The organism is Mesorhizobium sp. M0030, assembly GCF_040323695.1.
In the GTDB taxonomy this organism is placed as follows: domain Bacteria; phylum Pseudomonadota; class Alphaproteobacteria; order Rhizobiales; family Rhizobiaceae; genus Mesorhizobium.
The window spans coordinates 243348-256306 of record NZ_JAMYVE010000006.1; the positions used below are offsets into that span (position 1 = coordinate 243348).

Annotated in this window: 10 protein-coding genes; 5 read left to right on the forward strand and 5 right to left on the reverse strand. The window is 63.0% G+C overall.

Annotated elements, in window-relative coordinates:
• Positions 1–57 precede the first annotated feature (57 nt).
• The 3 genes from NKJ80_RS15245 to NKJ80_RS15255 all read left to right on the forward strand — a co-directional run bounded on the left by NKJ80_RS15245 (position 58) and on the right by NKJ80_RS15255 (position 5605).
• Positions 58–2628: a GcvT family protein gene (locus tag NKJ80_RS15245; protein ID WP_023741572.1), complete on the forward strand. Its 2571-nt coding sequence runs from the start codon at positions 58–60 to the stop codon at positions 2626–2628.
• 84 nt (positions 2629–2712) lie between these two features.
• A complete protein-coding gene (locus tag NKJ80_RS15250) occupies positions 2713–4242 on the forward strand; it encodes an ArnT family glycosyltransferase (RefSeq protein WP_352497844.1) in 1530 nt (509 codons plus the stop codon).
• Positions 4243–4297: 55 nt separating this feature from the next.
• Positions 4298–5605: a M24 family metallopeptidase gene (locus tag NKJ80_RS15255; protein ID WP_352497874.1), complete on the forward strand. Its 1308-nt coding sequence runs from the start codon at positions 4298–4300 to the stop codon at positions 5603–5605.
• On the opposite strand, the gene NKJ80_RS15260 is transcribed toward NKJ80_RS15255, so the two are convergent.
• Together NKJ80_RS15260 and NKJ80_RS15265 are read right to left on the reverse strand one after the other, a co-directional pair.
• Positions 5570–6397, reverse strand: a complete 828-nt coding sequence (locus tag NKJ80_RS15260) for a phosphate/phosphite/phosphonate ABC transporter substrate-binding protein (protein WP_352497845.1) — start codon at positions 6395–6397, stop codon at positions 5570–5572. The two genes, NKJ80_RS15255 and NKJ80_RS15260, sit on opposite strands and share 36 nt — an antisense overlap.
• Positions 6398–6488: 91 nt before the next feature.
• Entirely contained in the window at positions 6489–7499 is a 1011-nt protein-coding gene (locus NKJ80_RS15265) for a fatty acid desaturase (protein WP_352497846.1), read from the reverse strand.
• A gap of 224 nt (positions 7500–7723) precedes the next feature.
• Between NKJ80_RS15265 and NKJ80_RS15270 the strand changes: the two genes are divergently transcribed.
• A complete protein-coding gene (locus tag NKJ80_RS15270; protein WP_023681768.1) occupies positions 7724–8581 on the forward strand; it encodes a helix-turn-helix domain-containing protein in 858 nt (285 codons plus the stop codon).
• Between the two features lie 114 nt (positions 8582–8695).
• Positions 8696–9718 carry a betaine--homocysteine S-methyltransferase gene (gene bmt / locus NKJ80_RS15275; RefSeq protein WP_352497847.1) on the forward strand — a complete coding sequence of 341 codons (1023 nt, stop codon included), beginning with the start codon at positions 8696–8698 and terminating at the stop codon, positions 9716–9718.
• An 8-nt stretch (positions 9719–9726) separates the two neighbouring features.
• On the opposite strand, the gene NKJ80_RS15280 is transcribed toward bmt, so the two are convergent.
• The 3 genes from NKJ80_RS15280 to NKJ80_RS15290 form a co-directional block, all read right to left on the reverse strand.
• The gene (locus NKJ80_RS15280; protein ID WP_031202677.1) at positions 9727–9993 is read right to left on the reverse strand and encodes a hypothetical protein; all 267 of its coding nucleotides are present in this window, start codon (positions 9991–9993) and stop codon (positions 9727–9729) included.
• 240 nt (positions 9994–10233) lie between these two features.
• The gene (locus NKJ80_RS15285) at positions 10234–12336 is read right to left on the reverse strand and encodes a vWA domain-containing protein (RefSeq protein WP_352497848.1); all 2103 of its coding nucleotides are present in this window, start codon (positions 12334–12336) and stop codon (positions 10234–10236) included.
• Between the two features lie 2 nt (positions 12337–12338).
• Entirely contained in the window at positions 12339–12899 is a 561-nt protein-coding gene (locus NKJ80_RS15290; protein ID WP_352497875.1) for an RNA polymerase sigma factor, read from the reverse strand.
• Positions 12900–12959 lie beyond the last annotated feature (60 nt).

The following is a 12959-nucleotide window of genomic DNA, read 5'->3' on the forward strand; positions in this document are numbered from 1 at the left end:
GGCATCCTGCCAACCGACACACCTGATTCAATTTACGCAAAAACGGACCTATCTCTCATGAAATCTCATGTAAAAGCGGTTGTCATTGGCGGCGGCGTCGTTGGCTGCTCGGTGCTCTATCACCTGGCCAAGGCCGGCTGGACCGACATCATGCTGATCGAACGGTCCGAGCTCACCTCCGGCTCGTCCTGGCACGCAGCCGGCGGCTTCCACACGCTGAACGGCGATCCCAACGTCGCCAAACTGCAGGCCTATACGGTGCAGCTCTACAAGGAGATCGAGGAAATCTCCGGCCAGTCCTGCTCGCTGCATCTGACCGGCGGCGTGATGATGGCCGATACGCCCGAGCGCATGGATTTTCTGCGCCTGGCACACGCCAAGGGCCGCTATCTCGGCATGGACACCGAGCTGATCACGCCCTCCGAAGCCAAGGCGATGTTCCCGCTGATGGACGAGACCAATTTCGTCGGCGCCATGTGGGATCCGGTCGAAGGCCATCTCGATCCCTCCGGCACGACGATCGCCTACTCCAAGGCGGCCAAGAAGCTGGGCGCCGAGATCGTGCTGCGCAACCGCGTCGTCGACTTGACGCAGGAAGTTGACGGCACCTGGAACGTCGTCACCGAACAGGGCACCGTCCACGCCGAGCATGTCGTCAACTGCGGCGGCCTGTGGGCGCGCGAGATCGGCCGCATGGTCGGCGTCGAACTGCCGGTGCTGGCCATGGAGCACATGTACCTGCTCACCGAGCCGATGCCCGAGGTCGAGGAATTCAACAAATCGACCGGCCGCGAGATGATCGGCGTGCTCGACTTCAAGGGCGAGATCTACACCCGCCAAGAGCGCAACGGCATCCTGCTCGGCACCTATGAAAAGGCCTGCAAGCCATGGTCGCCGGTCAATACGCCGTGGGATTTCGGCCATGAACTGCTGCCGCCCGACCTCGACCGCATCGCGCCGTCGCTGGAGATCGGCTTCAAGCATTTCCCCGGCATCGAGAAAGCCGGCATCAAGCAGATCATCAACGGCCCCTTCACCTTCGCGCTCGACGGAAATCCGCTGGTCGGGCCGGTGCAGGGCCTGACCAATTTCTGGTGCGCCTGCGCCGTCATGGCCGGCTTCAGCCAGGGCGGCGGCGTCGGCCTCGCGCTGTCCAACTGGATGGTGCATGGCGATCCCGGCTTCGACGTCTGGGGCATGGATGTCGCCCGCTTCGGCGAGTGGGCCGGCCTGCGCTACACCAACGCAAAGGTGCGCGAAAACTATTCGCGCCGCTTCTCCATCCGCTTCCCCAATGAAGAGCTGCCGGCTGCGCGCCCTGCACAAACCACCCCGCTCTATGACACGATGCTCGCCAACAACGCCGTCATGGGCGATAGCTGGGGCCTGGAGACCCCGCTGTGGTTCGCGCCGAAGGGCAAGGAGCCGAAGGACGTCGTCTCCTTCCACCGCTCAAACGATTTCGGTCCTATCGGCGAGGAAGTGCGCGCCACGCGCGAACGCGTCGGCGTCACCGAAATCGCCAACTTCGCCAAATACGAAGTGTCGGGACCTGCGGCTGAGGATTTCCTCAACCGGCTGATGACCAACCGCATGCCGAAGATCGGCCGCATCGTGCTGACGCCAATGATCAACGAATTCGGCAAGCTGATCGGCGACTTCACCATCGCCAAGGCAGGCGAAGACAGATTTATGATCTGGGGCTCTTCCGCCGCGCAGAAATACCACATGCGCTGGTTCGAAAAGCACCTGCCGAAGGATGGTTCGGTGCGCATCCACCGCTTCGATCAGACGCTCGTCGGCCTGTCGATCGCCGGGCCGAAATCGCGCGACCTCTTGCAGAACCTGGTCGATGTCGACATCTCGACGAAAGCTTTCCGCTTCATGGATTTCCGCGAAATGGCGGTCGGCGGCGCGCCCTGCATGGTCAACCGCATCACCTATACCGGCGATCTCGGCTATGAAATCTGGATGGCGCCGGCCTATGAGCGCCTGGTCTACAAGGCGATCAAGGACGCCGGCGAGGAGTTCGGCCTCGTCGATTTCGGCATGCGCGCTTTGCTCTCCATGCGCCTGGAGAAGAACTTCCCGACCTGGTACCGCGAGCTGCGCCCGATCTACGGGCCGTTCGAAGGCGCGATGGACCGCTTCATCAAGCTGGAGAAGAACGACTTCATCGGTCGCGAGGCCGCCGCCAAGGAACAGGCGGAAGGGCCGAAACTGCGCCGCGTTTCCTTTATCGTCGATGCGGCCGACGCCGATGTCATGGGCGACGAGCCGATCTGGGCCAAGGTCGGCAAGGACTATGGCACGGTGGAAAAGCCGCATGGCTATGGCGCGCCACGCTTCGACATGGCGGGCAAGGAAGTGCGTGGCTCGAAGGCTGCCGAAGGCGCTTCCGCCGTGCGCGGCATCGTCGACGGCGACTGGCGCGTGGTCGGCTGGGTCACCTCGGGCGGTTATGCGCACTATGTGCAGAAGTCGATGGCGCAGGGCTATGTGCCGGCGGCACTCGCCGAGGACGAAAGTGCCGGACTGTTCGAGATCGAGATCCTCGGCCACCGGCGTCCGGCGCGCGTCAATGTCGAGGCGCCCTTCGACCCCAGCGGCGAGAAGATGCGGACCTGAAAAGGCGACAGGGAGCGTGAGATCGTGTAAGGGGCCTTCGGCAGTTGGCCGCAGGCATTTTCCCTCGATGAGAAGACGATCCCCTTGCAGTATCTAGAGAAATGGACGGACTGGCTCGGCGAAGGCAAGGTCGGTCCCTTCAACGCCGCACTGGTCTGCGTCGCGGTCTATTGCGTCGTCCAGATCGTGGTGATGGCGCTGCTGTCCCATGTCGTAGGAACCGGTGTCGGCGTCGACGATTCCGAACAGCTGATGTACATGCACTACCTCTGGGCTGGCTATGGCGGCTCGCAGCCGCCGCTCTACACCTGGCTTGCCCGCCTCGTCGCCGCCGTGGTCGGAACGAACATCCTGGCGCTCAAGATCGTGAAGTACCTGCTGATCGGAGCGGCGCTGGCGTCGGTTTTCATCGCTGTCCGCCGCCTGGGCTATTCCAGCCGCGCTGGCGCCGCCGCATTGTTCGGCCTGCTGTTGTTTCCGCAGATGGTGTGGGAGATGCAGCACGCCCTCACCCACTCGATCGCCGCTTTCTGTTTTTCAGTGGTGCTGTTTCTTGCGCTCGTTGAACTGGTGCAGCGGCGTTCGCTGGCCACCTATGTGCTGTTTGGCGTGGCGATGGCCGCCGCCATCCTGTCGAAATACAACAACGCGATCTTTCTCGGCGCGCTGATGCTGTCCACCCTGTCGCTGCGCGAAACGCGCGGCGTCATCCTCAACCGCCGGTTTTCGATCAGCCTTGTCGTGGCGGTGCTGCTTTGCCTGCCGACGCTCTACTGGAACCTGACCTACACCGACCAGTTGCTGTCGCACAGCGGCGGCTTCGGCATGGGCAGAGGAGAAAGCGCCATACAAACCGCATTCTACGGAATGCGCGGACTGGGCAAGGCTATCCTGTATTTCGCCGTGTTGCCGGCCGGCATATTCGTCGCGGCTTTGCTCATCGCATGGAAAAAGCCAGCGCCCGCGCTGCAACCGGCGCCATGGACCGAGAAACTGGTGTGGCGCACCATCGCTTTTGCCCTGGCGATGACCATCGTGCTCGTCCTGGCGAGCGGGACGACGCAATTTCGCGATCGCTGGATGCTTCCCATCCTTGTGTTGCTGCCGGTCGCGCTGGCCTTGCGGATGGATGCCAGAGGCGACAAGGGAAGGAAGGTGCAGGACGTCGTCGTCTTTGTCGGCGCAACGCTTGCCATCCTCGTGCTGCCGGTGACCTGGTACACGCACCTCAATGGCGGCGACAGCCGCGGCAGCATCGTGCGTGTCGACTACCAGTCGCTCTATGGCCAGCTGACGGCAAACGGTCCGGTTCGCACGGCGATATCGAGCTGGCACTGGGTGGGAAATCTGCGTCTTGTCGATCCCGATCTGGTCGTGCTCGACGACGAGATGCCGGACTTCAGCCATTTGCTGATCGAGCCGGCGGTGCTCGTGATGGCCAATGACAAGGAACCTCCCGAGGGCATCCTGCGGGCCTTGAGCGAGGCCGGCTATGTCGCTGACGGCTCGCCGCAGCAGTTGGTCGTTCCGATGCTGTTCGACAGCGAGCCGCCGACCCGCACGCTGACGGTCACGCGGCTGAAGAAAGCGGCCGCGGGCGCAGCGCCACAGTAAGTCGGCAGGGAGGCGTCGGGTGGAGAAACAAGGGTTCGGTCGTCATCGCAAGATCATGCCGTTCGAGCCCGGCTCGGTCGAAGCCTTGCGCAAAACCTCGCGCCAAAAAGCGGCGTCGCTGAACCAGCATGTGCTGGGCTATGGCGCGCTGGCTGAAACCGAATGGCAAGCGGCAGGCATCGCCGCGCCCGATGTTGCCGCTATGCGCCAATACCGGCTCGAGCGCATCCGAGCCGAACTGAAGCGCCGAAACTACGCCGGCGCGCTGCTCTACGACCCCGTCAACATCCGCTACGCCACCGATTCGACCAACATGCAGCTGTGGGTCGCGCACAATCCGACCCGCCACTGCTTCATCGCCACTGAGGGACCCGTGGTGCTGTTCGACTATTTCTCCTGCGAGCATCTGTCCGACCATTCCGGCGTCGTCGACGAGGTGCGGCCGGCAGTGTCGTGGATGTACCTCTATGGCGGCGAGCTGACCGAGCACAAAGTCCGCCGCTGGGCGGCCGGCATCGCCGATCTGGTCAAGGAGCATGGCGGCGGCAACAGCCGCATTGCGGTCGACCACATCAACCCGGAAGGCGTCGAGGAACTCGCCCGCCTCGGCATTTCGATCGGCAATGGCGAAGCGGTGATGGAAAATGCGCGGCTGATCAAATCGCCGGACGAGATCCTCGCCATGCGCCGCGCCATCGTCGCCTGCGAGGCGGCGATGGGTGAAATGGAGAAGGCGCTGACGCCGGGCATTTCCGAAAACGAATTGTGGGCGGAACTGCACCGCGGCAACATTGCGCGCGGCGGCGAATGGATCGAGACCCGGCTGCTGGCCTCGGGGCCGCGCACCAATCCGTGGTTCCAGGAATGCTCATCGCGCGTGATCGAAGCAGGCGACCTCGTCGCCTTCGACACCGACCTGATCGGTCCCTACGGCTTCTGCGCCGATCTCTCCCGCACCTGGCTTTGCGGTGACGCCAGGCCGTCGAACGAGCAGCGCGACCTGTTCCGCATCGCCGCCGACCAGATCGCCCACAACACGCAATTGATGCAGCCCGGCATATCCTTTCGCGACCTGGTCGAACGCTCCGTGGTGCCGCCGGGAGATTGCTTCCCGACACGCTACGGCGTGCTCTATCACGGCGTCGGCCTGGCCGACGAGTACCCGACCCTGCCGCATGCAAGCGACTGGACGCCGGACACGCCCGACGGCGCGCTGGAGCCGGGAATGGTGCTGTGTGTGGAAAGCTATATCGGCCGTCTCGGCGGACATGAGGGCGTCAAGATCGAGGAACAGATCCTGATCACCGCGACCGGTAACGAGCAGCTTTCAACCTACAAGCTGGATGCGAGGCTGCTCGGCTGATCCGGCAAGCGCCTCGCGCAGAGCCTTGAGCGTCTTTTCCGGCGTCGTCCTGGCGGTGATGTAGGGCAGGCCTTTGCGCCTTGCCGTCCAGCCGACGACCTTCACGGCGTTTGCCGCAGGTTCGAAACGCTGCGCCAGCGCCCAGCTTTCGCAGTCGATGGCAGCTATATCCGCCTTGCCCTCGGCGACCGCGACGATCGAGCCGCGATGGCCACCGCTTTCGCTGCGCGAGGAAAAGATATCCAGGCTTTCGCCGGCGGCCTGCAGATCGCGCGCCAGTGCAATGATGCCCGACATCGAATCGAGGCTGTTGTAGGTAAAACGCTTGCCGCGCATCAGATCGAGCGGCAGCGAGGCTTTGCCATCCGCGGGCGAGCGAACCTCCGGTCCCTCGCCCGTCCCCATCACCAGCGCGCTCGAATAGAGTTCGCCTTCGCCGCCCTCGTAAGCGTCGTAGCTCGGCTGGCCGACCACCTGCACATGCTTGCTCAGGCCGAGTTCCATCGGCCCCCAGCAGGTCTGCGCGAACAGCAGCGCCGGATGCAGCCAAAGCTGGTGATGGTCGAGTTCGTCCGGCGGCAGTGTCGCCGGATCGGGCGCGATCAGTCTGCCCTCGGCGTCGTGGATACCGCCCGGCACCGGCGGCAGGTCGCCATTGCGGCGCACGATTGTCTGCGGCCCATCGACGCCCTTGTGCCGAAAAGCATCGCGCAACGCTGCCCATTGCGCGTCGACCTCGCCGCGCACTTCGGGCCAGTCATACATCGGCAATGCCGCAACCAAATCACTCATGCCGACACTCAATCATCATGGCTCGGGAACGGATCGCAAAAACGCGGCGTCCAATCAGAATTGGCCGACACGGGTTCGGGAAGTCCGGGGATTATTCCTTCGGCGGCTCGGCCGGAACCGGCGCGCTGCCAAGCCCGCTGATGCTGCGCGCCCTGATGCGCGGCTTGAACGCCCTGCCCGGCTCGGGCTGGCGGCGCAGCACCGGGTGCACGATCGGCTCCTTGGCCTTGAATGCGTAGGCTTTGATCAGAGCGAAATAGTTCGGATAGGCGTAGCCATTGTTCATCCGCAGCCACTCGTCGCGGCGGTCGGCAAACAGTTTTGGAAGCCTGTACCAGGCAACGGTCGGGGTCTTGTGGTGAACGAAGTGCAGATTGTTGTTGAGGAACAGGAACGACAGCGGCGAGCGCTCGATGATCACCGTGCGTCCTTCAGGGTGCTCGGACCACTGATGTTCGGCGAAAGTCCGGACCGCGATCAGCGACTGGCCGAGCCAGACCGGCACCAGAATGTAGAGCCATACCGGAATGCCGAAGCCGAACTGCACGATCGGCACCACGATGGCGAGGCCGATCGCATGCAGCAGCCATGCCTTGCCGATCGCCTTGTCGCCGGCAATCACATGCCTGGCGTCGTCGACGAAGAAACCAATGCAGGACAGCCAGGGGCCGAGGAAGAAACGGCCGGCCATGGTGTTGTTGATCTTGAGCAGGAATTTCATCGTCGGCGGCAGACCGTCATGCATCCACAGCGCTTGGTAATAGCTCTCGGGATCGTCGAGCGGATCAGTCAGGCGCTCGTCGGCGTGGTGGCGCAAATGAAGCGTCTTAAAGCGACGGAACGGCCAGACCAGGCCGATCGGCAGGAAGACGAAGGCTTCGTTGACGGGTGCGCTGCGCGTCGGATGGCCATGCAGCACTTCGTGCATGATCGACGACTGCAAGGCCAGGATGAAGCCGAGGAGAAGAAGTGCCGGGATCGGATAAGAGGGCCAGAGCAGGAGCCCGGCAGCGAGCCACATTCCGTAACAGAAGAAAGCGAGGACCACGGTCGGCCACTCGATGGCCGCTGCGTCGCGTCGCTTGATGCGCTTGCCTGTCATGCTATCGACCACTGTCCCTCAGTCGCCGGAATTGGTTACTGACAGCATAGTGTCAGGAGAAGCGATTCCGCTCAATGAGACAAAGTGTACAAAATGTTGCGATTGCGCATTTTTGACCGCAGATGTTATACATTGTAAACAACCCTACGGATTCATTTACGCACGAAGTGCTGATTCGACGGCTCGGGCGCAAATTTTTCCTAAGAGAGTGCGGAGAACGAACAGTGGACAAACGGGACCTTTCGGCAATCTTCCGGGAGCGCCTGAAGCTGCTCCTGACACGGTCCGATCTCAACCAGTCGGCTTTCGCGTCAGCAGTCGGCATCGACCGGTCGGCGCTTTCGCAACTGATGTCCGGCGCCTCGACGCGCCTGCCACGCGCCGAAACGCTGCTCAACATCGCCGCCGAATTCAAGATCTCGCTCGACTGGCTGCTCGGCCTCTCCCAGGACGAAGGCGTCACCGGCGAAATCCGCGAAAGCCTGGAGATCGAAGAGGCGCCCGACGGCTTCGACCGCACGCTGCTCGCCAAATGGTTCGCGGAAGCCGCAGGCACCAAGATCCGCTATGTGCCGGCCGGCATTCCCGACCTCCTGCGCACACGCCAGCTGGTCGACTACGAAGCCAACATCACCAACCGCAGCCGTCTGGCGCAGGCGAGCGAGACGCAGTACCGCATCGAGTACAACCGGCGCCCTGAGACCGACATGGAGGTCTGCATGCCGCGCCATACGCTTGAGATCTTTGCCCGCGGCCTGGGCGTCTGGGACCGCTTTCCCGAGGCTGACCGCCGGCAGCAGCTTGCCCATATGGCGACGCTGCTTGACGATCTCTACCCCACCTTCCGCCTGTTCCTCTATGACGGCCGCATGCGCTATTCGATCCCGCTGACAATCTTCGGTCCCTACCGCGCCGCCATCTATGTCGGCGACATGTATGTCGTGCTGAATGCCACCCAGCCGGTACAGGCGCTGACCCAGCATTTCGACAATCTGATCCGGGCCGCCGACATCAACCCGCATGAGGCCGCCGCCTACGCGCGCAATCTGGCCGGCGCGTCATTTCCGTCGGGTTCTGCCTGATCGCCAACGCCCCGGAAAGGTGCGCCGCGCGGCATTGCAGGTTGCAAACACATTGACTGGACATAAAGACTTCTTTATATCCTTATTCCATTCAAATATCTGAAAGTCGATCCGATGACCGCGAACAATCCCATCGATGCTCTGCTGGCCGAAAAGGGCGTGCTGCTCGCCGATGGCGCCACCGGCACCAATCTGTTCGCCATGGGTCTGGAGGCCGGCGAAGCGCCCGAGTTGCTGAACGAGACAGCGCCCGACACCATCACCAGCCTGCACCAGAATTTCGTCGACGCCGGCGCCGATATCATTCTCACCAACTCGTTCGGCGGCACGCGCCACCGGCTGAAGCTGCACCATGCGCAGGACCGCGTGCATGCGCTGAACAAGCGCGCCGCAGAGATTGCCCGGGCGGTCGCCGACAAGGCCGGCAGGAAAGTCATCGTCGCCGGCTCGGTCGGGCCGACCGGCGAGTTGCTGGTGCCGCTCGGCGCCATGACCTATGACGAGGCGGTCGAGGCCTTCGCCGAACAGATCGAAGGCTTGAAGGAAGGCGGCGCCGAAGTCGCCTGGATCGAGACCATGTCTGCGCCGGACGAAATCCGCGCCGCGGCGGAGGCCGCCATCCGCGTCGGCCTGCCCTACACCTATACCGGTTCGTTCGACACTGCCGGCCGCACCATGATGGGCCTGCTGCCCAGGGATATCCACGGCGTCGTCGACGGACTTTCAGAGACACCGCTCGGTGTCGGCGCCAATTGCGGTGTCGGCGCCTCCGACATCCTGGCCTCGCTGCTCGACATGACCGAGGCGAAGCCGGAAGCGACGGTGATCGTCAAGGGCAATTGCGGCATTCCCGAATTTCGTGGCACCGAGATCCATTATTCCGGCACGCCGGAGCTGATGGCCGACTATGTCCGGCTGGCGGTGGATGGCGGCGCGAAGATCATCGGTGGCTGCTGCGGCACGTCGTTCCAGCACCTTGCCGCCATGCGCAAGGCGCTCGACGCGCACACCAAATCCGAACGCCCGACCGTCGCGGCGATCGTCGAGCGCATCGGTCCGATGCGCAACAAGGTGGCGACGGAAAACACCGCCGAGACCAGCGAAGCCCGCCGCGAACGCCGCCGCAGCCGGGCCTGATATCGAACTTATTCGCTGTTTTCAGCGTAACGCGATAGCGCCGTCTTGAAATCCAGGGCGGTGCCGTTGGCGTTGCCACTCATCGTCACCAGGTCACCCGACGACTGCGGATTGCCGATCTGCTCCAGCATGACGCGAAAGCGGTCATTGGTCAGCGCCGACTTTGCGGTATTCCGGGCTGCGTCAACGTCATCCATGATGCGCCTGGATTCTGGCGACAGCGTTCCCGACGCCTGCGTGTGTCTCACCGCCGGCGTCGTGTTTCCAATGTTCATGATCTGCAATTCCCGGCTCCCCAAGCCCAGTCCCGACCCCATGCAATAATAGCAGGGCATTGCGATGACGTTCCGGAAAAGCCGCGCAATTTAACGATCAGGCGGATCATCGGTGCGCTTCGGATCAATCGATCCGAAAAAAGGCCGGCAGGGTTTCCCCCGCCGGCCTGCCTCACCCGCCCGTAGCCGGTTCCCCGTATCAGAACGACCCCCGTCTGAAAGGAACCGGCTGTATTGCCACTACCGGTTACCGCCGAGCGCCGAGGCAAGGCGCACAAGCGAAAGGAACTCGGACCTGTACCCAAACGGGTCGGCTCCTCGGGCGGCGGTGGCAATCTCCATGATCTTGTCGTAGCCGAACTTCGCGGTCGCATCCTCGTCGCGCAGCTTCTGGCCGAAGGCGGCGACAGCGACGGAGAAACGCTGGTCGGTGCTGGCCTGGTCGAAGGACGCGACCTCGTTGGCCGACGTCACCGGCGTGGTGATCAGCTTCGAGACGTCTTCGTTCGGCAGCTTGTAGCGGATTTTCACGAAGGCATATTCGTCGGCGTTGGCGACGCCGCCATTGTCGACCGCGGCCTGGCCGTAGCGCAGCGGATCCATCTGCTCGCCGCCACTGCCCTTCGGCGTGATCTCGTAGATGGCCGTCACCGAATGACCGGAGCCGATATCGCCGGCATCGACGCGGTCATTGTTGAAGTCCTCGCGGTTCAAGGCGCGGGTTTCATAGCCGATCAGCCGGTACTCCGAGACCTTGTCCGGATTGAACTCGACCTGGATCTTGACGTCCTTGGCGATGGTGAACAGCGTCGAGGAGGCATCCTCGACCAGAACCTTCTCAGCCTCGGCCAGCGTGTCGATATAGGCGGCGGTGCCGTTGCCGTTCTGGGCGATGGTCTGCATCATCTGGTCGTTCAGATTGCCGCGTCCAAAGCCGAACACCGACAGGAAGACGCCGGTCTTGCGCTCCTGCTCGATCAGTCGCTTCAGATCGTCGTCATCGGTCTGGCCGACATTGAAGTCGCCGTCCGTGGCCAGCATCACACGGTTGATGCCGTCCTTGACGAAGGACTGCTGGGCAAGCTTGTAGGCTTCCTTGATACCCGCCTCGCCGGCCGTCGAGCCGCCCGGCTGCAGATTGTCGATGGCGTTGAGGATCTTGTCCTTCTCGGTGACCTTGGTCGGCATCAGCACGGTGCCGGCGTCACCGGCATAGGTGACGATCGAGATGGTGTCGTCCGCCTTGAGCTTGCTGACCAGCAGCCGGAAAGCCGACTTGAGCAGCGGCAGCTTGTCCGGCTCATCCATCGAACCCGAGACGTCGATCAGGAACACCAGATTGGCCTTGGGCTGCTCGACCGGCTTGATGTCGAAGCCCTTGATGGCGACGTGCATCAGCTTGGTGTGCCCGTTCCACGGCGTCGGCATGACGCTGACGGTCGAGTTGAACGGCGTCGAAGCCGAGTCCGGACCCTTCCAGTCATAGGGGAAGTAATTGACCATCTCCTCGACGCGGACCGTATCGGCCTGCGGCAGGTAGCCCTGCTTCAGCGAGCCGCGGACGAAGGAATAGGAAGCCGTGTCGACGTCGATCGAGAAGGTCGAGACCGGATCCTGAAGGGCTGCATGCACCGGATTGGTCTTGAAATCCTCGACGCGGTCGCGGTTTGGCTCCTGCGGCGCAATCTGGTCGGCCGGCATCGTCGAAGGCTGTGCCAGGTACTTGGATTCGGTCGCGCCGGCCATGCGGTTCACCCGCGCGCCGCCGGCCGGAGCAGCGGTGCCGTCAAGCGAAAACTCGCGGCTCTCAACTGGCGCAGGCTCGGCCAACACGCCGCGTCCCAGCGCATCCTGCTGCGCCGGGGCGACAGCAACGGTCGATTCGGGCTTCGGCGGCGCGGGTGGCGTGGTGGTGTCGCGGCTTCGCACATCGGCGTCGGCCTTCTTGTCGCCTTCAGGCGCCTGCTTGTCTTTTACCGGCGCGTTGATCGCCGGCCCATTGGTTGCCGGCTTGTCGGCCAGCGTCTCAGTGATCTTCTCGTCGCTACCGAATGGCAACGGCTGTTCCCTCAGCATGTGGAAGGTGGCGTATCCGGCGATCGGCAGGGCGACGAGCCCGGCAATGGCTGGCGTGGCGATGAGTTTCTTTTGCATGATCTCGCTCCAGAGCTTTTGTGCTCGCTCTGTGAGACGAAGCCCGCCGACCGATCCTTGGGTGACGGCAGAAATATTTTCCTGATCATAGGCGCTCATGGCGGCTTCGAAGGCGCGTGCCTTCGCGCTTTCGCCCGGCGCCGGTACTGCTGCGTCGCGCAGCCTGTTGAGTTCGTTGTCGTCGACCATGGTCACACTTCCCCGGCTGAACGCATCAACGTCTTCAGCCGTTTCTTCGCTTCATGGATGTGCCAGGAAACCGTCGTCTCCGAGATTGCCATCGCCTCGGCGGCGGCCGCATGGCTCAACCCTTCGCCATAGACCAGAAGTACTGCGTCGCGCTGCTTGTCCGGCAATTGCCGCACCGCTGCCCAGAGCGCCTCAGAGGGATCTTCGGGCTCGGCCGAGGCCTCTCCCGAAATCATGCTGTAGGCGCCGAAAGCCTCGGCCTTGACGTTTTCGCGCGTGGTCTTGCGCATCATGTCGCGCGCCGCGTTCAGCGTCACGGAATAGAGCCATGTCGTGAACGCGCCGCCGCCGCGGTAGTCGCGGATCGCCTTGCCGAGACGGACACAGACCTCCTGGGCGATGTCTTCGGCATCGGCCTTCTTTCCGCACCAGCGATAGGCGGCGCGATAGACGAAGTCGTAGTGCCGCTCCAGCAATTTGCCGAAGGCACCCCTGTCTCCGCCCTTCGCCCGCCCGATCAATTCGGCGTCGGAGGCTTCGCTTTCATCCAGCATCATCGCCATCATTTGCCTGTTGGACGAAGGCTAATGGCCAATCCTTGGGGTTATGGAAAGATTTTTTTC